The organism is Vibrio sp. B4-6 (genome assembly GCF_963888245.1).
In the GTDB taxonomy this organism is placed as follows: domain Bacteria; phylum Pseudomonadota; class Gammaproteobacteria; order Enterobacterales; family Vibrionaceae; genus Vibrio; species Vibrio anguillarum.
Map to the genome: position 1 here is coordinate 41,456 of NZ_CAWPIM010000044.1, position 22,319 is coordinate 63,774.

The following is a 22,319-nucleotide window of genomic DNA, read 5'->3' on the forward strand; positions in this document are numbered from 1 at the left end:
ATATGACGCTATATAAACAACTTGTCGCGGGAATGATTGCCGTCTTCATTATGCTGATGACTTCAGTCTTTATTATTGAATTCAATACGACCCGCAACAACTTAGAGCAGCAGCAGCGCTCTGAAGTCAACAACACCATCAACACCGTCGGTTTGGCGCTGGCACCTTATTTGGAGAAGAAAGATAAGATCGCGGTTGAGTCGGTTATCAATGCCTTGTTTGATGGCAGCTCTTACTCAGTCGTACGATTGATTTTTCTAGACGATGACGAAGAGATTCTGCGATCTTACCCTGTAAAACCCAATAACGTTCCGCAATGGTTTACCAATTTACACCTGTTTGCACCGATCCATGATCAACGCGTTGTAACCAGTGGTTGGATGCAGCTTGCTGAAGTCGAAATTGTCAGCCACCCTGGCGAGGCCTATGCGCAATTATGGAAGGCGCTGATTCGGCTACTTATCGCGTTTAGCGCTATTTTTGTGATTGGCCTTGCCGCCATCGCTTTCATTCTGAAGCGCGCTTTACGCCCGCTGCAGATGATTGTCGAAAAAATGGAGCAAGTCGCACGCAACCATTTTGGTGAACCGCTACCGCGGCCAGCGACCAAAGATCTGATTTATGTAGTTGATGGTATCAATAGCATGTCAGCGCAGGTTGAAAAAGCGTTCAAAGCTCAGGCGCAAGAAGCGCAGCAACTGCGTGAGCGTGCTTATATTGACCCAGTTTCTCAACTTGGCAACCGCGCCTATTACATGAGTCAACTCAGTAGTTGGCTATCAGAAAGTGCCATAGGTGGCGCTGCTATTTTGCAAGCAGAGTTTATCAAAGAGCTTTACGAAGAAAAGGGTTATGAAGCAGGCGATGGTATGGTGCGCCATTTGGCTGAGCATCTAAAAGTGTCGATTACTTCACCTGATGTGACTCTGGCACGCATTTCTACCGAAGAGTTTGGCTTTATTTTGCCCAACATGGAAGAGAGTGAACTTAAAATCATCGCCGATAGTATTATGAATTTTGTGCAAGACACTCTAGCCGACCCGACTGGCATGGCATCAGCCAAAGTCTCTTTAGGTGTTGTTCATAATAAAGAACCAAAATCTTCAACGCAGTTACTTTCCTTGCTCGACAACGCGTTAGCCACTGCAACTGCAAATCCAGAGCTGATTTACGGCTTTGTCAGCAGTGAAACCAAACAAACTGTGATGGGTAAACAGCAATGGAAAGCATTGGTTGAAGAAGCTATCCATAACGATTGGTTCAGTTTCCGTTTGCAGTCAGCCAATAATAGCTGGGGACAAACTTTCCACCGCGAAGTTTTTTCAGCGATTGAGCACGATGGCAAACGCTACAGCGCTAACCAATACTTATTTGCACTCGACCAACTCAATGCCAGCCATATTTTTGATGAATATGTTATTGAAACGATGATTCGCAAGCTCGAAACGGGAGAGATAGCCGAACCATTAGCCATTAATATCGCTCAAAGCAGCCTTTCTCAACCCAGTTTTATTCGTTGGGTCACTCAGACTCTGGCGAAGCATCGCTCTATCTGTGAGAACCTACACTTTGAAATACCGGAAAACGCATTCCTCAACTCCCCTCACCATACGGCGCTGTTTTGTAATGCCATAAGAGCCGCAGGTGCAGACTTTGGTGTCGATAACTATGGCCGGAATTTCCAATCATTAGACTACATCAACGAGTACCGTCCAAAATACGTGAAACTCGATTATCTATTTACTCACCATCTCGACGATGAAAAGCAAAAGTTCACCTTAACGTCGATTTCTCGCACAGCACACAATTTAGGAATCACCACAATTGCGTCAAGGGTAGAAACGCAAACTCAACTTGATTTCCTTTCCGAGCATTTTATAGAAGTCTTCCAAGGCTTTATTGTGGATAAATAAAAAGGTCAGATGTAATGCAAGACACGCTACTCAATTCGCTTATCTATGTGAGTCGTTACTATGGACTGGCGAATTCCCCAGAAGCACTGATCAACGGCCTACCTTTATCAGATGGCAAACTGACGCCTTTTCTCTTTCCTCGAGCAGCCGAAAGAGCGGGGTTAATCGCCAAGGAAAATCGCTCAGCATTGGATCAAATCCCAAAATTGGTTTTCCCCGTTATCTTAATTTTAAAAGACGGTGAAGCCTGTGTGCTCAGCAGCATCAACGAAGCGAATCAAGAAGCTGAGGTCGTCACTGCGGAGTCTGGTCTAATCCCCGTTGCTATCCCCTTAGAGGAACTGACTGAACGCTATATTGGCCGCTACTTCATGGTGAAAAAACAGTTTCGCTATGACGAGCGATCACCAGAAATATTAAAGACCCGTGATGGCCACTGGTTTTGGGGTACGTTATGGCAGTCAAAGCACATTTATCGCGATGTGTTGATCGCTTCCATTTTAATCAATTTGTTTGCCATTGCGGCACCAATGTTCAGCCGTTTAGTGTATGACAAAGTCGTGCCTAACCTTGCGTTTGAAACCTTGTGGGTATTAGCGAGCGGGATTTTTGTGATCTTCTTATTCGATCTGCTCCTCAAACTACTTCGCAGTTATTTTATTGATGTAGCGGGCAAAAAATCTGACATTCTGATCTCTTCCAAGCTCTTTAGTAAAGTGATGGGGATCAGAATGGAGTCTCGTCCTCCTTCTGTCGGTGCGTTTGCACGACATTTACAAGAGTTCGAATCCATACGCGAATTCTTTACCTCAGCAACCATCTCATCATTGATTGACCTGCCATTTGCATTGCTCTTTTTAGTGCTGATCTGGCTAATGGCGGGCAGCTTAGTGCTGGTACCTATCGCCGGTGTACTGATCATTGCTATCTATTCTCTGCTCATCCAAGCACCTCTACGACGGGCGATTGAAGAGGGCTCTCGACTGGCATCACAAAAATACGCCAACCTGATTGAAAGTTTAGCTGGGCTTGAAACAGTGAAACTCTTTGGCGCTCAAAGTCAGTTTCAATATCGCTGGGAAGAAGCGGTTGCGCACATGGCGAACTGGAACATTAAAAGCCGTCGAATTACTGATGGTATTCAAAATACTGCCGGCTTTGTTCAGCAAGCCGCGAACGTTGGCATGATCATCTTAGGCGTCTATCTGATATCCAACGGCGATTTAACCATGGGTGGGCTCATCGCCGCAACCATGCTCAGCGGCCGTGCGATTGGCCCAATGGTGCAACTATCATTACTTTCAACACGCTACAACCAAGCCAAATCGTCCTTAAAAATCATTGAGCAAGTGATGCAAATGCCCGATGAGCAAGAAGAAGGTAAACGCTATATTCATCGTCCGATTGTGCAAGGTAAAATTGAGCTAGACAAAATCACTTTTCACTACCCTAATGCGCCTGTTGCATCAATACGTGACTTAAGTATAACGATTCATCCGGGTGAAAAAGTAGCGATCATAGGCCGCATCGGCTCAGGGAAGACCACCTTAGAGCGCCTTATTATGGGGTTATATCAACCGACCGAGGGGAATGTTCGTATTGATGACACCGATATCGCGCAACTGCATCACATTGATGTGAGACGTAATATTGGTTGCGTACCTCAAGACAGCAACCTATTTTACGGTTCAATTCGCGATAACATTACGCTCGGGCGTCCATTAGTTGATGATAGAGATGTGATGGATGCCGCTAACCGAGCGGGAGTTACCGCGTTCACACAGCAAGACCCCGCGGGGTTAGAACGACAAGTGGGTGAAGGCGGCTTGTTGTTGTCTGGTGGTCAGAGGCAAGCGGTAGCCATTGCTCGTGCACTGCTCGGACGCCCACCCGTTTTGCTACTTGATGAACCCACCAGCGCCATGGACAATCGTTCTGAAATGCACATCAAACATCAACTGTCTCAATTGACACCAAGTGAGACATTAATATTAATTACTCATAAAACGTCAATGCTCGATGTGGTTGATCGCGTCATTGTGATGGAGAAAGGCTGTGTCATTGCCGATGGTCCTAAATCGATGGTGTTAAACGATCTCAAACAGGGCAAAGTGAGATCAGTGCAATAGCCACCTTACTAGAAATAGCATAATCAGCAAAAAACGAGGCAAAATGCCTCGTTTTTTGCTTAGCACTCTGAGATAAGAATGTTAGATCCCTCCGACATCTTCATCTTCAAGCATCGAGGCACATTTAATCTCATACTGGTTAAATGAGAAAATACTAGCGCCATGAGCCCGCTTGGTGATGATCCGCTCATCATCAAATTGCACCGAAACATGGGTATAAACTTTATTTTTGACTTCGATCGTATTCATTTCGAGCAATTGATCAAACTCCTCTCCCAGCATATCCAACGCCAATTTTGCTTTTTCTAAACGATCATTAGTCTGTTTCTTAAATTCATCAATTTTTAGCAGTTCCTCTTCCGAGCGTTCCGCTTTAGGCTTTTTCTTAAATTCAATCTCACGGCGGATCACTTCCATCGTCGCTTCTTGCGCTTGTTTATAATGCTCTTTGTGTTTCGCGACCCGTTCTTTATACACAGCATAACGAGCAAAAGCCTGCACAGCCGTGGCGGTATCGCCTTCAACGCCTAGATTGAAGCAAACGATCTTACCACCAACTTTCGCGTGGCCACCGCTGAGCGTGCCTTGCTTCTCTTTACTATCTAATACTTTTAGATCATTGCCACAGCGCAATTCATTACTCATGCTGTGAACCGCTAAATTAATATCATCTGCCGCTTGCAGTTCGCTAAATTGAGCATAGTTAGCCGTGATAGAGCCTCCTGATTTGATAATGCATGTTCTTGCTTCATCATCAAACACCGTATGGCCAATAATGCCTTTACCAACATCAATATTACCTTGGGCTTGAACATCAGCAGACTCAACAAACCCACCGATGGTGATTGAGCCCGTCGCTCTCACGATCATCCCAGGCTCGACATCGCCCGTGATGACAACACATCCTTTAAATTTCACGTGGCCAGTCGCTACACTGACGTTGTTTAAACATAAAGCGTTATCGACATCAACCGTTTTACTTTTCAGGATAGGCATGCCCGCTTGACTGGCCAGTAGCACATTCGGGTCATTGGGTGAGATGTAAGACCCCTTTCCTGCAACTAAGGCCGAGTCTTTACCTGGTTTAGGATCCAGTACTTTTCCCTGCACGGTATAGCCTGGCGTTCCTTTTGTTGCAGGAATTCGACGCATCACTTCATCATCTTGACCAACAGTGATGGTTTCACCTAAGTTGCGCATATCAATTTTGTTCTGTCCTTGCTTTTTGGTCGGTGCTAACACGCGCTTACTGACATCCTCAACCAAAGGAATAAATTGTGCGTCTTTACCTTGAATGGGTTCACGCCCCTGCGCAACAGGCTGAGTATATACCTCCCCTGGCTTCAAGGTATTACTTACCATTAACACTTTCTTTAAAGCCAGTTTGTTGATGCCTTTTGTCACATGGGAGTGAGCCAATGCATACACCAACTCACTACCGCGCAATGCTCTGCCCCCATATGCACCCGTCACGACCATGCTGGCTAACATATCTCGATCACTAAATTCAATCTCCACCGAAGCGTTCTTTTTCTCTGCAATGGTGATTCCAGAGAATGCTTCACCCTTACCCTCTTTTGCACAGTTGATAAAGCGGGTAACTTCAGTTTCATTTAAGAAAAATGTCGATGCAGATAACTCAAACAATGCTTCTTTCAAGCCTGCTTGGTCAAAATTTTTGTCGATGGACTCCGTCCCAGGCAACTGGGCAATGACTTGTTTTTTGTCCTCTGAAAGCGAAATTAAGCGTTTCCACATACTACTTAACCCATATGGTTAGATTCCGTTCGTATGGCAGTGTATACAATTTACAGTATGGACTAAATCTTTAGGCAACTAAATTAAGGGCTACATCACTTAGTCACGACGAAACGAACCGTACAACCTAAAAATAAACGAAAGAATGAGTTACGCAGAATTTTACAGTGTAAATAATCAGTTCAGTATTAAGACAATATCGGAAAATCATGTTTACTGTTAAAGGCGTAAGTCACCTTAACAGTGCAACCATTTTTTGAATATTCCAATGACTCACACAATTTAGAGACCAAAATAATCCCTCGACCATGTGTACAGTTGCCGTCTGCAACCGTATGTTGGTATTCAAAGCCTTCACCATTATGCTCGAGTGAAAAGCTCAATTGTCCCACCGTTGGGTCATAATCAATGTCTAGTTTAATCCATAACGATTCATCTAACTCATCCATACACTCTTCACGTCGTTGGTAAAAAGTGAGAAATCCATCTGGGTCATCTTTTAGTGAAGAGTTAAGTTTTAATAACCCATGCTCAATGGCATTAGCAAACAGTTCTGATAATACAGAGCAAACGAGATCAAGATGCTCACCACCACTGATAAAACCGCGAACAATGTTACGCATCTCGACCATAACTGAAATCTTTTTAAGAATTGAAGCAGGAAAAAAGAGATGGCTTTGCATTGGTATATGGCTAAGAAATCGGTTTTTTTGCGACGCTAATATTTCATTATTATTGGTAATTGGAAATGTCATTGAAAGAATTGAGAGATCATCACCATGGCCACGATTGGAAAACTGGCATACTTCATCATACAAATCTGAAATCTGAGTCTTAACGTTCCGTTGCAAAACTTGTTCGAGTCGCAACTGGCCAAATTGTTCCCCGTTTTCATTCATCGCTTCGGTAATACCGTCGGTATAACAGAGGATAGTTTGGTTAGGTTTTAATTTGAGATGAACTAAATTTACTTCAAATTCATCAGCATCCAGAACTCCCAGCGGCATATGTGTGGAAACGAGACGACGAACGATGTTGCTTTCTTCATCCAGTAGATAACCATCAGGCAAACCACCTCCCCACCACGAAACCTCGAAGCCATTGGCTCGTATCTCAAATACACTGGCCGCAAGCATCATGCCAACAGGCAAAAACTTTACTAGCGCACTATTAAGTTCAGCGACCATTTCGCCAAGCGACATCCCTTTTTCAGCCATTGAAAAAAACGTACGCGTGGCAGGGATCGTTGAAATCGCGGCGGGTAATCCATGCCCAGTGGCATCAGCGATCATGACGTACACACCACCATAGGGCCGGTTCGCCACAATGATGAGATCACCATTAAAAATGGTCGAAGGTGTGGAGATATAACTGATGCCATAGATATTGTTGACTTTTGCACTCATCTCCTCCATTAAGTTGGTGAAAATGGATTCGGCAATGGCGTAGTCATATTGTACTTGTTCGTTGAAATAATTGAGTTTATCTCGCTGTTGAGTGACTTCATTATGCATTTTCACAATGCGATAATGAGCCTGCACTTTAGCGAGCAGTACGCTTCGCTCTACTGGTTTAAGAATAAAATCATCGCCCAGCGATAAACAGCGTTCAAATGAATCATGATCATCAAGCACAGTCAAAAATATAATTGGGATATGGTGATTTGGAAAAGAGTCTCGGATCTCTTTTGCGGTGGTGAAACCATCTTTAACTGGCATCATCACATCCAACAAAATAACGTCGGGTAAGACGTCCATGACGAGCATCGCCTCAACAGCATCAGCGCCATTTTCGAAGGTATCGATATGCTCGGCAATAGGCAATAAGATAAACCGACAGAGCTCTCTATTTGATTTATGGTCATCAACAATCGTTACGCGCATCGGCTTATTCCTTAAGCATTATTCGATACTAAATTTCTTATCAAATCGAGAAATCAGTAAGACTTTCCTTATTTGAGGTAAGGTGTTAGTAATTCGGATCATGCCATCACTTTGCTCAAGATATTTCTGCATATTGAGCAACATGCCAAGACCAGCACTGTCAATATAGTCCACCTTGCGTAAATCAATGGTGAATCTAAAGCCTCGGTAAGGTGAATAGCTATTACGAAATTCTTTAACTAGGTTAAAGCCAAAGGCCCCCTCAATTACGATCGTAATGTGCTTAGTAGTGCTATCTATTACCGTTTCTATACTCATCATATTCTCCTAAAACAGCTCGACTTCGCCTTCATCCATATTGGTTTGATTTGCAGCAGGAGCACTTCTATTGTGCAAGCGCTCTGTCAATTGGTGAAGTTGTTCTGCCCATGCTGCTTTAGTCATGCTTTGTGTTAGTAAAGCGTTCAATAGCTCATTTGCTTCCTGCAAATAATCAATAGACGCATGCGCATAATCACTTTGTTGAACCACAATGTCAGCAAATTGAAGGGCACGGATGCCATTACTCACTTGCTGGGTTAATTCTTGTCCTAATTCTTGAATTTTTTGCACTTCTTGCTCTATTTCTATATTCACTTGCTGAACGCCATGCAGCATGTGATCCACATTTCCTTTAGACTCAATTATGAGTGTCATGTCTATCGAGGCCATATCGCCAACGGTTTTGTTTGCTTGCAGCACCGTTTGTTGGGCAACATTAATTTCAGATTCAATTTGGGTATTCAGCGTTCTTGCTTTAACCGACAAATCGCGCACCTCTTGAGCCACGACCGCGAAGCCTCGCCCCGCCTCGCCTGCTCGAGCCGCTTCAATCGCCGCATTCAATGCCAATAAGTTGGTCTGTTCCGATAAGTTTCGGACTTGATTAAGTAATTTAAAGACCGCATCTAGCTGTTCTGACATATCGTGAATACTGTGTACCGCTGAAATACTTTTCTCCGAAATGTCTACTAGAATCTGAACAAAACCGTCAATAATTGCCTCAGTTCTTGGCAACACGGTGGTAAGATCATATTCACTACCTTGGTTAGCCAATAAGTTATTGACTAAGGTACTCGAAACTTGACTCTGCTTTTCACTGATGTCTTGCAAGCTAAAAAATGCGTTGTTTAATGTCTCTACTGAGCCTTCAATCACGGTGTGCTGCATGGTTAAAGGGCTACTCACTTTAGGTAGCGTCTCTTTGAACAGTTTTTCAATACTCTGTAGATGTTGCTGCGTTTCAAGAGTGGACTCTTCTTCAACCTTATTTTGGTTGGCTTTAGCTTTGTTTTGTTCACTAAAATTCATGGACAATACTAGCCAAGGTATTGCTGCCGCAAAAATCACCAGTCCTATGCTCCATAAATTAGGGGAGTGAAGCATGACGGCAAAAAGGGCCATTAGCTGCAAAACTAAAGCTAAAATATATTTTGCTTTTGGTGTCACTGTTTTATTTATCATCACCCATTCCTTGCTTATCTATGTTGAGCTTATTTAATGAGACAACACTAGCGATAGAGTTCATCACAAATCCATTGTGGTATGGCATTTAACGCTTTGATATTCTGTGTTGCGCCAATCTCTACTGCCGCTTTGGGCATTCCCCACACCACTGATGTTTTTTCGTCTTGAGCTAAAGTCAATGCGCCACACAACTTCATTTTGAGCAGGCCTTGCGCTCCATCTTTACCCATCCCGGTTAAGAGGATACCGATGGCTTTGTCTCCCACATTTTCGGCGACCGCATCAAACATCACATCTACTGAGGGTTTATGACGATTGACCGCAGGTCTATCGTCAACTTGACAGTAAAGGTGAGTGCCTTTTTTTATCACCATCAGATGCTTATCTCCGGGAGCAACATAAGCACATCCATTCACTAAAGGCGCTTGATTAGCGGACAACTCTCTTACCTCTACGGCGCTACAAAGATTCAAACGCTCTGCAAAGGGGCGAGTAAACATCGCACTGATATGTTGAGTGATCACGATCGGTGGCAACCCTGCTGGTAAAACAGAGAATATGCTTTTTAATGCTTCTGTTCCGCCCGTTGAGGCTCCAATCGCGATCAACTGATAACGCGCCCCTTGGTGGCTAGCCGCTATCAGTTCGACCTGATTAACCGCAGCAGAATGATGCGCTTGAACGACATTGGCCCCTGCCGCCATTTTTATTTTGTCGTTCACCAGTTCCCTATAACTTGCCATTTCAGCCGTATTTTCGACCGACGGTTTAGGGAAGTAATCCACCGCACCAAGCTCCAATGCTTCTAACGTGGCTTGCGCGCCATGCTGGGTCAAGGTTGAAATCATCACCACCGGCATGGGGCGTAACCGCATGATATTTTTTAAAAATTGCACGCCATTCATCTTTGGCATTTCAATATCTAGCGTTAGCACATCAGGATTGTGCTGCTTGATAAGCTCTCGGGCTTGGTAAGGGTCTTGTGCCATTGCGACAACGTCTAACATGGGGTCAGCATTAATCAGCTCGCAGAGCAGTGCTCTAAAAACGGGAGAATCATCGACAATCAACACTTTGATTTTTTTCATTTAAATAACTCCACATCATCACTCTCTTTATGCGCTTTACGATCTAACTGCGTGGCATAAATCTTTTCTTGAAAACTTAACTGGTTCACTTCAGTTAATGGAATTCTTTTTAACCACACTTTACCTGTCAGAGGTTCGAAAATGACTTTTCTCGGTTCGTCCCCCCCCAAGTCACTGGCTTCAACAATAAGCCTTTCTTGCTCAACATAGTTTTTGATAAAATCTATATTTTTCTGGCCAATCATGGCCTTAAAACCCAGCATTTGTGCGCCACCAAACAGCTTGACGCGTAAGCACCTACGCTCGGCACCCATTTTGATCAATTGGTTAATCAGTAACTCCATTGCGTAACAACCATAACGAGAAGCCGTGGACTCAATTTCATCTGGATGCCAGTGATCAATTTGCGAATGCTGATCAAAAGGTAATAAAAAATGGTTCATCCCCCCGACTTTGGCCTCTCGGTCCCACATACAAGCCGCTACGCAAGAACCGAGCCCAGTGTAAATTACCTCTTGTTGCATAGTGCTATACAACCCACCGGGTAGCACCTTAACCCAATCCACTTTCTGCTTGGGATGATGAAATCGACTGAAATTCCGATTATCTGTTGCCAAATACATCGCTAACGAGGCCATTAATTGTTCCTCATTTTTTCACGTAAATGGTGTGGCCGAGATGATGAAAAACATCAGCACAGCGCCCCACACTTTCTGAATGACCCAGAAATAAAATCCCATTCGGTTTCAACCATTCATAGAACCTTTCGAGCAAAGCCTCCTGAGTAGGTTTATCAAAGTAGATCATCACATTTCGGCACGAAATGAGGTCTAAATTCTTAGGTAACGTCCAAGGAGATAATAAATTCAGTTGCTGAAAATGGACAAAACGTTGCAATTGACTGGCGATTTTTATTTTTCCCTGTTTGATACCGCGCCCTTTTACAAAGCACTTTTTGAGATAGTGCTGTGGAATAGTAGCCACAGCCTCATCGGTATAAATGCCCGCTTGCGCATGTGCCAAAACCTGTGTGTCTAAATCTGTTGCGTAGATATCAATATTATCCGCGAAATCAAATAAACCGCTGCTGTATAGCGACGCAATAAAACTGTATGGCTCTTCACCGCTAGAGCATCCAGCAGACCAAATTTTAGGATGACGCACGCCCTGTGATCGCCACTCATCGAGCAGTACTTTTTCCAAAAACTCAAAGTGATGATACTCGCGAAAAAACTGGGTTTTGTTAGTCGTTAACGCATTGATGAAGTTGATCCGCTCTCGCTCATTATGCTCAATAAGCTCCTTGTAATCACAGAAACGCTGAATCCCCAGTCGACGCATCTGACGGCTCAAACGGCCGTAAACCATCGCTCGCTTCGCATCTGATAAGTAAATGCCGGCCGTTTTGTGCATAAACCACTGGATGAATTTGAAATCCTTTGCAGTGAGTTCAAACTCTTGATCATGGTTCACCGTGATTGGATGGCTATCCATTAAAACTCTTCCCATTCATCTCCATCCTCATTGAGATTGAGCCCAGAATTGGCAACGTTATTGGTGGCTCTAATGCCTGCCACTTTCTTGACCTTGGGTTTGGGTTGATGGGCGGAGATGGCTGTTCTTTTGGGCTCGAACGTTTTGATGTTGTCATCGGTGGTGAAATAGCTCATCAAGCTAATCAGCTCTTTCCCTTCATCTTTCAACGATTGGCTGGCCGCAGAGGTTTGTTCAACAAGAGAGGCATTTTGCTGCGTCATCTCATCCATAGCTGTAATTGCACGATTGATTTCGTCAATGCCCGTCGATTGTTCAATACTTGATGATGCAATTTGGGCGATGAGATCAGATACTTTTGCTACAGCGTCCACAATCTCATTCAATGTTGCTCCTGACTCATCGACTAAACGCGATCCCTCTTCAACTTTCTCAACACTATCTTTAATCAGCCCTTTAATCTCTTTCGCCGCTGCTGCGCTACGCTGCGCAAGGTTCCGAACCTCTCCAGCAACAACAGCAAACCCACGCCCTTGTTCTCCGGCTCTTGCCGCTTCTACCGCTGCGTTCAAAGCCAATAAATTGGTTTGAAAGGCTATCTCGTCTATCACTCCAATAATATCGGCAATCTTCTTACTCGAACGATTAATTTCCGACATGGCCGAGATCGCTTGTCCCACCACTTCACCACCTTTACTGGCTTTTTTGGCAGCATCACTCGCTAGATCGTTCGCACCTTTGGCGTTATCTGCATTTTGGCGCACGGTCGCTGTCATCTCTTCCATACTGGCGGCCGTTTCTTCTAAATTGGATGCTTGAGCTTCCACCCGTTGGCTCAAATCATTATTGCCTTGCGCGATTTCCGTTGACGCCGTAGCCACTCTGGCAGAAGAAATGGTGATTTTTTCAACCATATCGCGCAGGTTAGCAATCGAGGTATTGACCGCATTTTGCAGTTGACCAAACTCACCTTGGCTACCCTCTTCCATCTTGGTATTCAAATCGCCATCCGCCACTTTACTCATGACGTCAATACACTGAGCCAGCGGTGAAACTAAGGTATCAAGCAAGTTATTAATCCCCTCGCCCAACTCCCGCATAAATCCGCTGTACACAGTGGTATCAATTCGTTCATTCAGCTGCCCTGCGATCGCTTTTTGAATGAGGCTCTCTACTTGGTATTGACCATCTTGTTGTTCGGTAATATCGATCCATTGCAATGCAGGGCCAATGTATTCCCCTTTGTGATTGTGCATCGCAATACAAGTTAAATTAAATTGCAGCGCCCCCACTTTGATGTTGGATGAAAATGGCAAACGATCAGGGTTGGCAATAATGCTACGTTGATGGCCCGGGTTTTTATGAAAGATATCGATATTTTGTCCGACCAGATTATTGACGTCAAAGCTTGTTAATACTGTCCTCAACTCACTTTCTCTTGTACGCATCAACTTGGTCAATGAAGGGTTTAAGTATTGAATAATACCCTCTTTATCGGCCATCATTAGGTTAGTTGTCATCCCCTCGACTGCCGAAGCTAATCGGCCAATTTCTTGCTCTTTTGCAATCTCTTGAGTGACATCACGCCACTCTAATGTGTTCCCGATATAAATACCGTCTTCATCAATAATGGCGCCAACATTAAGCTCGATCTTCACTCCTTTAATAGTAATCATGGTAGTGAAAGGCAAGTTGGCTGGATTCGACAACATTTGGCGTTGATGCTGTGGATTGACATGAAAACCATCGATGCAGTAGCCAATCAATGACGACTCTTCAGCTTTAAAATCAGGCCAGACACTTTGAAAAAGCACTTCATGCTGCTTGAGTAGAATCAATGACTGCTTATTGAGATAGGTGATTTGAAAATCTCGGTTAATCATCATCAATGCGGTTTTTGCTGCATTAAGAGCAGAAAGAAGCTGCTGATTGGAGAGCCCTTCATTCTCATCGACCAATGGATCTTCTATCTGCTCAACAAATTTTTTTGGTTCTGGTTTGCGGTTCCAAAATGCCATGAGTATTCCCTCACAAAATAGCGTCTTCTACGAATGTCTGATTTAACCCAGGTACATCAAAAAGGGTCTCGATATTAATTAGGATCAAATGACCGTTAGCCACACTAGCAATTCCCTTCATAAATTGTGGTTTAACCGTGGTAGATAAGGCTGGTACAGGTTTTATCTCTTCAGCGGCTAAGTCATACACTTCTGAAACACCATCGACAATAATGCCGAGCGGATTGCGTTGCGCGTCATTCAAAACGATAACAACTGTCGTGGCCCCAATCTGTGCAGGTGGCAGATGAAAACGAATTCGAAGATCAACAATCGGTATGTACTCACCACGAATATTGAGTAAGCCAACTAAGTAATCCGGTGCATTGGGTACAGAGCGCACATCAATCCAGCCGCGAACTTCTCGGACCTCAAGGATTGGCACAGCGTACTCATCGTTATCTAGCACGAAACTAAGAAACTCTTGTTTAGACATCAGGGTTCCTCACTCAGTATTCGGTGCATATCAAGGAGCCCTTGGGTATCGAGCAGTGACATGACCTCTTCGCCAACATTGAGCAAACCGAGCAAATACGCAGCGGCAGGTGTTTCCCCCACGGCAGGAAACAGCACATTATCTCCCTGGCCAATCACATCACTCACTGCATCAACGACTAAGCCCATAATACGAGGCCGCTCTTGTTGCAGGCTACGAAGTACCAACACCACAGTCGTGGGAAAGTAGCCACAAGCCTCCATACCAAATCGAAGGCGCAGATCGATAACAGGCACAATCATGCCGCGTAAATTAATCACACCTTTCACAAAGCTAGGCGCGCGAGGAATAGGCGTAGGTGGCTCCCATACTCGAATCTCTTCAACATCTTGAATTGCTACCCCGTACAACTCATTCGCTAACCGGAAACTCAGAAAATCGGCCTCACAGCTTCTTTCTTCATAAACAGCATTCAAAACACTCTGTGTTTGATTCTCTTGTTGATGATTTGGTGAATAATCATATTCCATGGCTCTTCCCTGTCACCTTCACTAAGCGGCAATAATCTTGGGAGATAAACTTGAACGTCGATTCGAGTACGTGGAGATTAACCCTTGAATATCTAAAATGAGCGAAACGGAACCATCTCCCAAAATCGTAGCTCCTGATATGCCTGCCACTTTGCAGTAATTTGACTCCAAGCTCTTTATAACGACTTGCTGCTGGTCTAGCAGCTCGTCAATCAATAAGCCAACGCGGCACCCAGCGGCTTCAACAAAGCAGAGTATTCTATCGGGCAAAGCACCACTTGGTCCCATTTCCAGTTCATCTTGCAGACGTAAGATGGGAATGTTTTCGTCACGAAGTCGGTACAGCTCAACCCCACCAGCGGCATACTTCACATTAGCTAAGTTGATTTGAATAGATTCGATAATGGTGAGCAGTGGGATGATATAAACCTCCCCTCCTACTTTGATCAATTGCCCATCGAGAATGGCTAAAGTGAGTGGTAAACAGATAGTGAAATGGCTGCCTTTACCTAATGTGGATTCGACATCAATATGCCCACCCAACTCTTCGATATTACGTTTTACAACATCCATACCGACGCCACGACCTGAAATATCAGACACTTGTTCTGCTGTTGAAAACCCTGCGGCAAAAATAAGGTTAAGGATCTGTTTGTCGGTGATCTCTTCACGCTGTGTATCTTTAGGTAATACACCTTTTTCTAGCGCCTTTTGAAATATTCTTTCACAGTTGATTCCCGCGCCATCATCTTTCACTTCGATCACTATCGAGCCACCTTGATGATAAGCATGTAGTTCAATGGTGCCGATTTCTGGTTTGCCTTGTTCAAGGCGAATGTGTGGCTGTTCAATTCCGTGGTCAATACCATTTCTGACTAAATGAACCAATGGATCAACAATACGTTCAAGGACGGTTTTATCGAGCTCGGTATGCTCACCAATGATGTTCAGTTCTACTTTTTTTTCAAGTCGGCCGCACAAGTCTCGCACAAGGCGAGGAAAGCGGCTAAAAGCAAAGCTCATCGGCAGCATGCGAATATTGAGCACATTTTCTTGTAAATCTTTACTGTTTTGCAAAAGCTGAACTAGGCCTGCTTGCAACTTTTCTAATTTATCCATGGTGAAATCGTTGCCGATTTCGGTCAGCATTGATTGGGTGATAACAAGTTCCCCAACCAAATTAATCAGGCTGTCGACTTTCTCAATATCGACGCGAATAGAGCTTACGCTGGATTCTGCTTTAGCCACTTTGGGCGCAACAGCGGGCGTAGACTCTATTGATTTTATGAGATCGATGGGTTTTATGAGATCAACTTGCTCTGCCGATTCGGTAGGGGGAACAGCGTTCGCATGAAACGTAGGTGGCACCTCGGCCGAAGATTCCTCACTCTCGCTGATCATACCTTGGGTCGTCGATTCTTGTACTAAAGGTTCAACTACTAAAGGTTCAACAATTAAGTCACATTCATCTTCAACCCATTCAAAAATTTCGCGAATATCACTCTCTTGCACTTGGCTACTGAGAAAAATAGTCCAGCTTAAATAACAAAGCTCAGCCTCTATTTCCACCAATTCGGGAAGGTGCTCAAGCTGAGCTTCCGCCCTGCACTGATCATCCAGTTCATAAAGCTCTCGCAGCAACCGAAGTGGATCATTACCACTGAAATAAAGTTCTCTATGCGGAGTAAAAACGACTTTCCAACCTAAGTTGTTCTCGTTGTCAGAAGCCTTTAAGAGCGATGACGTCTGTTCATCTCCGGCGTCAAGCGGGTGATGGTCTGCTAGCTCATGATCAACCGTTGAATTGTCAGCAAGTAAAGCATGCAGTGACTGGCTGACTCTCTGCTGAAGCTCACTATCAACCTCACCGTGGCTCTCATGCCCCGCGAGCATATTGCGAATGCAATCACCGCTTTTCAGTAAAATGTCCACACTTTGAGCGGTGAGAGTTGATTTTTCGTTACGGACGAGGTCAAGATACGCTTCGACAGAGTGGGTAAATTCACTGATATCCAGTAAACTAAAGGTCGCAGCGCCACCTTTAATCGAATGGGCAGCCCGAAAAATGGTATTAATAGTCTCTTTCTCAACCTGATTAGGGTCAAGATTAAGCAGTACATTTTCAAGCACTTCAAGATTTTCACGACACTCTTCGTAAAACATCTTGCGCAACAATTCCATGTCTAAAGCCATAGCTCTTCCTGCCAGTTAACGTCGTTTAACGAATGAAGCTTTTAATAAAATACGGTGTTCTATATGACCCGTTTTAGTGTTTTCAATAGCGTCTCAGGGTTGAACGGTTTGACCAACCATCCTGTAGCTCCCGCGAGTTTTCCTTCTTGTTTCTTTTCCATACTCGTTTCAGTGGTTAACATCAAAATAGGTATAAACTTATATTGAGCATTACCACGTATTGCTTTAACTAACTCAAAACCCCCCATCACTGGCATGTTGACGTCCGAAATAACAACATCAAATTTGGTTTGTTGTGCCTTACGTAATGCATCACTTCCATCAGTAGCGGTTTCAACGTCATAGCCTGCATCTTTCAATGTATGGCTTAGCATTTGACGAATTGAAACCGAATCATCAACCGCGAGGATCTTTGTCATAGCCCCTTCCTTGCAAAATCTCATTACTCTGCGAACAAGCTTTCTAAAGCCAGTAGCGCAATACCTTCATTGAGCGTGTTTGTTGCGTTAACTAAAGTGATCTCAATTCCAGCTCGCTCTGCTGTCATAAACAAAGAAGCAAGCAGTTGCAGACCGGCAGCATCCACGCTATTAACTCGTGATGCATCTATCGTTAAAGGAGGAGTTAGGCTTAGCCATTGAAGATAATTTGCTTTGGAATCTAGTACCGTTGAAATTTCCAAAGACTCCGCCAACAAAAAATCCATATCTCATCCTTACGTACTATTTATATTCTATTTTTTAGGAGAACACCTGACTTTGAGTGTAGGAGGGAATACTCATTAAGCAAATGATTGAACATGTTAGGAACAAAAATAAAAACCTCACAATAAGGGGACCGTATGGTTAACTCATTAATATAATTTGGATTTTTTATTCTGTGACTAGAACAAAAAAATCCTACTCTTAAGACGTAAGTAGTAGGACTTTTTTGTCATATGACAAGCACAGTACACCTGGAGAAAGTGTCTGCTCTTACATTATTCACGCTTTACAGTGTAAATTGGCTGCAGTTCATTGCGTTGAATGATCAACTTTACAGTGTAAATCATCTAATAGTCGATTAAGGTCATGACGGAGGGTAGCCTCAATCATTTTCCGTCCAGTGAGGTTTAATTGACTGGCACACTCTTGCCAGCTTTTCCTTTGCAATACTTTGACAATAAGTACATCAGATAACAGTGATAGAGCAGCTTTATCCAATGAAGTAATTAGCCGATGAATCCATACACTCACACTCTCATAATCCGCACCGCCTTGTGCGTAACAACGTAGCAATGAATAAGGTAGGAAATTAACTTCATTTGAATCCGCGCATGCGACACGATCTCGGACTAATGACAAGATGGTCCGAACCAAAGCCGGCTCTAAATTTTGCAAAGAATCAGATAGCGAGAAAATGAAATGCTGCTCGAAAATTTGTTCAGCCCGAGTTAACCAATCCAATTTTTTCTCTTGGAGCATGATTAAGGAAAAACAGCCACTTGCGCTGTCTCTGTGGCTCCCTAGTTTTATCGGAACAAATTGGTTCTTAGCCCAAAAAGCCATTAAATCGCTCGTTACGCCAAAACTCGTCGCTAAATAGTCGGCATCATTTTCCAACATGCACGCTTCAATCAAGCGGCTGCCTAACCCTTGATTTTGTAATTCGGGATGAACTGCAATACGCATGATGCGCTGACAAACACTCTGCGCTGCCTGCGTAATACCGACTTGATTAGCTAAGCAAACAGGAACTAGATGACCTTTAGGACGTCGCTTTCCTCGTTGGATCTCTTCCACTAAAGCGTTACAAAGCCCACCTTCACGTACTGTCAGCAAACAACCGACACAAACCTCATCTACCATTGCAGCAACTAGCTGAACTTTATCGTCCGCTAAAAAATGAAATAGATCGTTCGGTGATGTCTGGTAATGAGCATTCACTAATAACGAAAAAATAGCGGCTAAGCGTGTCGGGTTGGCAATGAGTTGAGCCTTATCCAGATGCTCAATGTTAAGTGTCGCTAACTGTTCTGATGTCATCGTCGGCAATGTAGCTAAATCATAACGAAGGAGGAAAGTATCGTAATGCCACGCTTCTAACGGATCACCCTGACGCCAACGGATCGGCTGATCTAAATGGAGAGTTCGAGTCCCAGCTCGATGGTGTGCTAACCAAGTTTGAAACTTAAGCGTGAACCCTCTCCCACACCCTTCGTAGCCATGAATGGTGGTAGAGAAGACCGCACGATGATAGTGTTCAACCCAGTTTTTTAACATTGATAAAGGCAGCGCGGCCGCTTCATCTACCAATAGGAGATCACATTGTGGCCGATGCAAAATCAGCTCATCCGGTGCCACAAACGTCAATGACGAGTTTTGCCAAGTAAGGGATTGTCTGGTGACGTGAGCGCCTGCTAAACCTTTAGCCGCATGTTCAAATATCGGCGCTACGGCATGGATTGAGGGTGCCGTGACCACAATATCTAATGAACGAGACGCCATCAATTTAGCCGCAGCAATACCAAGCGCACTGCTTTTCCCTCGTCCCCGATCGGCAGTGAGAACCAATGGTCGCTTGCGATGCCCATCCATAACACGAAGAATTGCTGAAACCGCATCAACTTGCTGTTCATAAATCGGTGATTGAGAACTGACTCGTGGATAAACGGGTAAAGGAGGGCAAGGTTGATTCTGTTCTATAACAACAAGCTGTTCCAACGCTCGCGTTAACCAGCGCTCAGCAAAAGAGTCATTACGCTGAGGGGCTTCAATGATCAACAGTAACCCACCACCGACCAGTGAACCCAGCGCAGCACTGAAACTGTTCGCATCAAAACCATGGTGATTATCACAAATAAGTAAATGGCATTCTTGACCAAGAAACTGCTGCCCTTTGTTGAAGGGGGCATAACGAACGCATGGTAACGGTTCTCCGCCTAACTGAAATATGGCTTGCCCCTCATTTTTTGCGAGAAAATGCATAAGCACGTGTTGTTGCCATTGAGGCTCACCACGGATTAAGAGCCCCATACGCCATAGGCTATTCTCAGCCTGCACCATCAAATCATCTAAATAAGCCGCTATCATGTTCATATTTACGCCACCTCGCTGAAACGCAATGGTAGCACAGCCGCTATAATCACTGTGCGTCGTTAAAAATATTTTTCTTTACGACAAATTATATTTGCTTTAATCGTGACCATTTTTAACTAATTATTCACCTACACCCCAGTACACTTCTGGGCTATTTAAGGAATTCAAATGCAATGAAAACTTTCATCAAAGGATTGGTTTTGGCAGCAGCTCTAACTTCTTCACACGTAAGCGCAGACAACAAAACACTCAACGTTTATGCATGGGGAGGATATCTTCCAGAAAAATCCCTCAAGCAGTTTGAGCAGCAGGAAGGGGTAACGATTAACTATTCGACCTTTGAAAATAACGAGTCAATGTATACCAAGCTCAAGTTGCTCAAAGGTGGCGGTTATGATGTGGTTTTTGCCTCAGCGTATTTCATTGAAAAAATGGGACGTGAAGGGTTACTAACCGAGCTGGATCATGCACAAATCCCGAACATGAAAGATGCCATGCCTTCACTACTCGGCCAAGCACACGATCCCAAAAATAGTTATTCCCTGCCCTATATTTGGGGGATCACTGGCCTCAGCTATAACGAAGCATTAGTACCAGAAGGTGTCTCTCGCTGGGCTGATTTGTGGGATAAGAAATATAACCAACAAGTGATGTTGATTGACGATATTCGCGATGTCTTTGGTATGGCGCTGATCTTAAATGGCTTCAGTATTAATACAAAAAATGAAAAAGAGATTGAAAAAGCCTACCAATCATTGGTCGCGTTAAAAGATAATGTACTGTTGTATAACTCTGATGCGCCACATGTGCCTTATGTCTCAGGTGAAGCAGCGTTAGGGATGCAATGGAACGGGAATGCCTACCAAGGCCAAGTTGAGATGCCAGAGCTAAAATTTGTAATGCCGGAAGAAGGCGCAGTCTTGTGGATGGATAACTTTACTATTCCATCAGGAAGCAACAACAAAGCGTTGGCGCATAAATTCATCAACTTCATGTATCAAGCAGAGAACCAAGCTGAGATTGTGAATAGCTTAGGTTATGCATCGGCAACAAAAAGTGGCCGAGCGTTGCTTCCAGCAGAACTTCGCGACAATCCAACGATTTTTCCAGCCGATGAAGATATGGCTAAAGGGGAATTCATTAATGATGTTGGGCCTGAAGCGCTCGCTATCTACGAAAAATACTGGCAGCGTTTAAGAAATCAATAGATTCGAACTGAATAGACTTAGTTACTAAAAAACCCGCCGTGGCGGGTTTTTATTCTTTACATGATGGATGCTTAATCAAGCTTAGATTGGATAAAATCTAATATTTCTTGCACCTTAGCATCATCCACCTTTTTCAAATTAAGCGCTAAATTACTGCCTTTACGACTGTAACTTACGCGGCCTTTGATCAGATCAATTTTTACATGCTCAGTGCGCTTAGGTGGCAACAACTCTTGTATCCAAGACTCAATTGTCTCTGTGACTTCTTTCGTCAATCGGGCAACACCTTGTACGCTACTACGCTGCCAAACAAATCCATCTTCAGATTGACACTTTTCCAACAAATTTGCTTGTTGCTTTGCATCGAGTTCATTAAATTGTTTATGCAATTTAACTATGGTTGGACGACCTAATTCAACCACATTTGGATAAGCTTGCAATAGCTCAAGTGGCAAAGCCGCTGCTTTTAGAGCACCACTTACTAGGGCCTCACTGCATTGAAATATCTTGGCTAAAGCTTTTTGGTCTTCCGCTTCACCGTTATCCAGCTTCGCTTGCATCTCTTTACCCTTCTCATAAAGAGAAAGCGGCTTGTGCGCGTTTGCCACATCCGAAAGAAACTTCGCATGTTCCGAGTTTATGTCTTCAGCAACATAAACCAAAAATTCTTTACCCGCCAAGATACAAGACATTCGACGACGGCTGCCATCAAGGACTTCAATTTTGCCCCCAGCGGTTTTACGACCAACCGCAGGATATTGCTGACCACGCTCGCGTAATGTACTCAATACATCAGATAGAGCATGCTCATTCAGAAAAGCTTGTTCACGCGCATTCTGCGTAAAAACAATCGTCTTTTCCGCTACTTGATCTGCGGGAATCCTGACCAGTTCGAAAGTGACTAACTCTTCTCCCGCAACCGCCAATTCGATGATTTGCGCTTGTTCTTTCGCTGCCGTTTGGGCTTCTTGCGGGGTGGTTGCACGTCGCTTATTCGCTTTACCAAACAGTTTCGCATTTAGTTCAGACGTTTTAATTGCCATGTTT

18 protein-coding genes are annotated in these 22,319 nt (G+C 44.0%); 3 read left to right on the forward strand and 15 right to left on the reverse strand.

Annotation, left to right across the window (positions count from 1 at the left end):
- Nucleotides 1–2: 2 nt before the first annotated feature.
- Entirely contained in the window at nucleotides 3–1,913 is a 1,911-nt protein-coding gene (locus AACV20_RS11640; RefSeq protein ID WP_017049355.1) for a bifunctional diguanylate cyclase/phosphodiesterase, read from the forward strand.
- Nucleotides 1,914–1,927: 14 nt separating this feature from the next.
- The gene (locus tag AACV20_RS11645) at nucleotides 1,928–4,042 is read left to right on the forward strand and encodes a type I secretion system permease/ATPase (protein WP_170907325.1); all 2,115 of its coding nucleotides are present in this window, start codon (nucleotides 1,928–1,930) and stop codon (nucleotides 4,040–4,042) included.
- Between the two features lie 81 nt (nucleotides 4,043–4,123).
- Here AACV20_RS11645 and AACV20_RS11650 read toward each other — a convergent pair whose 3' ends face one another.
- The 14 genes from AACV20_RS11650 to AACV20_RS11715 all read right to left on the reverse strand — a co-directional run bounded on the left by AACV20_RS11650 (nucleotide 4,124) and on the right by AACV20_RS11715 (nucleotide 20,064).
- Nucleotides 4,124–5,800, reverse strand: coding sequence for a DUF342 domain-containing protein (locus tag AACV20_RS11650; protein ID WP_170889216.1), 1,677 nt, complete (start codon nucleotides 5,798–5,800; stop codon nucleotides 4,124–4,126).
- A gap of 188 nt (nucleotides 5,801–5,988) precedes the next feature.
- Nucleotides 5,989–7,683, reverse strand: coding sequence for an ATP-binding SpoIIE family protein phosphatase (locus tag AACV20_RS11655; RefSeq protein ID WP_017049353.1), 1,695 nt, complete (start codon nucleotides 7,681–7,683; stop codon nucleotides 5,989–5,991).
- 18 nt (nucleotides 7,684–7,701) lie between these two features.
- Nucleotides 7,702–8,001: an STAS domain-containing protein gene (locus tag AACV20_RS11660; protein ID WP_017049352.1), complete on the reverse strand. Its 300-nt coding sequence runs from the start codon at nucleotides 7,999–8,001 to the stop codon at nucleotides 7,702–7,704.
- A gap of 9 nt (nucleotides 8,002–8,010) precedes the next feature.
- Nucleotides 8,011–9,189, reverse strand: a complete 1,179-nt coding sequence (locus tag AACV20_RS11665) for a methyl-accepting chemotaxis protein (RefSeq protein ID WP_017049351.1) — start codon at nucleotides 9,187–9,189, stop codon at nucleotides 8,011–8,013.
- A 44-nt stretch (nucleotides 9,190–9,233) separates the two neighbouring features.
- Entirely contained in the window at nucleotides 9,234–10,277 is a 1,044-nt protein-coding gene (locus tag AACV20_RS11670; protein ID WP_170907326.1) for a protein-glutamate methylesterase/protein-glutamine glutaminase, read from the reverse strand.
- Nucleotides 10,274–10,915, reverse strand: a complete 642-nt coding sequence (locus tag AACV20_RS11675; RefSeq protein WP_017049349.1) for a chemotaxis protein CheD — start codon at nucleotides 10,913–10,915, stop codon at nucleotides 10,274–10,276. The genes AACV20_RS11670 and AACV20_RS11675 overlap by 4 nt, the downstream gene beginning before the upstream one ends.
- A 10-nt stretch (nucleotides 10,916–10,925) precedes the next feature.
- Nucleotides 10,926–11,786, reverse strand: coding sequence for a CheR family methyltransferase (locus AACV20_RS11680; protein ID WP_017049348.1), 861 nt, complete (start codon nucleotides 11,784–11,786; stop codon nucleotides 10,926–10,928).
- Entirely contained in the window at nucleotides 11,771–13,789 is a 2,019-nt protein-coding gene (locus tag AACV20_RS11685) for a methyl-accepting chemotaxis protein (protein ID WP_017049347.1), read from the reverse strand. Before AACV20_RS11685 ends, AACV20_RS11680 begins: the two co-directional genes overlap by 16 nt.
- A gap of 10 nt (nucleotides 13,790–13,799) precedes the next feature.
- The gene (locus AACV20_RS11690) at nucleotides 13,800–14,264 is read right to left on the reverse strand and encodes a chemotaxis protein CheW (protein WP_170907327.1); all 465 of its coding nucleotides are present in this window, start codon (nucleotides 14,262–14,264) and stop codon (nucleotides 13,800–13,802) included.
- Nucleotides 14,264–14,794 (reverse strand): chemotaxis protein CheW, encoded by a 531-nt coding sequence (locus tag AACV20_RS11695; protein ID WP_170907328.1) that lies wholly within the window; start codon nucleotides 14,792–14,794, stop codon nucleotides 14,264–14,266. Before AACV20_RS11695 ends, AACV20_RS11690 begins: the two co-directional genes overlap by 1 nt.
- 21 nt (nucleotides 14,795–14,815) lie before the next feature.
- Nucleotides 14,816–16,987 (reverse strand): chemotaxis protein CheA, encoded by a 2,172-nt coding sequence (locus AACV20_RS11700; protein ID WP_170907329.1) that lies wholly within the window; start codon nucleotides 16,985–16,987, stop codon nucleotides 14,816–14,818.
- A 59-nt stretch (nucleotides 16,988–17,046) separates the two neighbouring features.
- Nucleotides 17,047–17,406 (reverse strand): response regulator, encoded by a 360-nt coding sequence (locus AACV20_RS11705; protein ID WP_026027193.1) that lies wholly within the window; start codon nucleotides 17,404–17,406, stop codon nucleotides 17,047–17,049.
- A gap of 23 nt (nucleotides 17,407–17,429) precedes the next feature.
- A complete protein-coding gene (locus AACV20_RS11710; RefSeq protein ID WP_017044940.1) occupies nucleotides 17,430–17,693 on the reverse strand; it encodes an STAS domain-containing protein in 264 nt (87 codons plus the stop codon).
- Nucleotides 17,694–18,000: 307 nt separating this feature from the next.
- On the reverse strand, nucleotides 18,001–20,064 hold the full coding sequence (locus AACV20_RS11715; RefSeq protein WP_170907330.1) for a tRNA(Met) cytidine acetyltransferase TmcA: 2,064 nt from the start codon (nucleotides 20,062–20,064) through the stop codon (nucleotides 18,001–18,003).
- Between the two features lie 173 nt (nucleotides 20,065–20,237).
- On the opposite strand from AACV20_RS11715, the gene AACV20_RS11720 reads away from it, so the two are divergent.
- The gene (locus AACV20_RS11720) at nucleotides 20,238–21,272 is read left to right on the forward strand and encodes an ABC transporter substrate-binding protein (RefSeq protein ID WP_094124552.1); all 1,035 of its coding nucleotides are present in this window, start codon (nucleotides 20,238–20,240) and stop codon (nucleotides 21,270–21,272) included.
- 71 nt (nucleotides 21,273–21,343) lie between these two features.
- On the opposite strand, the gene AACV20_RS11725 is transcribed toward AACV20_RS11720, so the two are convergent.
- Nucleotides 21,344–22,315, reverse strand: a complete 972-nt coding sequence (locus tag AACV20_RS11725; protein ID WP_170907331.1) for a ParB/RepB/Spo0J family partition protein — start codon at nucleotides 22,313–22,315, stop codon at nucleotides 21,344–21,346.
- Nucleotides 22,316–22,319 lie beyond the last annotated feature (4 nt).